The following is a 223-nucleotide window of genomic DNA, read 5'->3' as shown; positions in this document are numbered from 1 at the left end:
GTCCCCATCGTCTAGAGGCCTAGGACACTGCCCTTTCACGGCTGTAACAGGGGTTCGAATCCCCTTGGGGACGCCATCCGATAATGAGTGAAAGACATTATCACCGGTCATTCGTGACTGATTATCTTAAAGATGACTCTTGCGAGTCGTGTTTAAGATATTGCTCTTTAACAATCTGGAACAAGCTGAAAATTGAAACATGACAGCTGAAACTTATCCCTCC

Annotated in this window: 1 tRNA gene; it reads left to right on the top strand. The window is 45.7% G+C overall.

Going from position 1 to position 223, the window contains the following annotated elements:
* Window positions 1-76 (top strand) — tRNA-Glu (locus tag N6G83_RS54745).
* Window positions 77-223 lie beyond the last annotated feature (147 nt).

The sequence above is a fragment of the Serratia sp. PL7 genome, from assembly GCF_945957435.1.
Note: the sequence above shows the minus strand (reverse complement) of the source record. Positions and strands in the feature narration are given on the sequence as shown.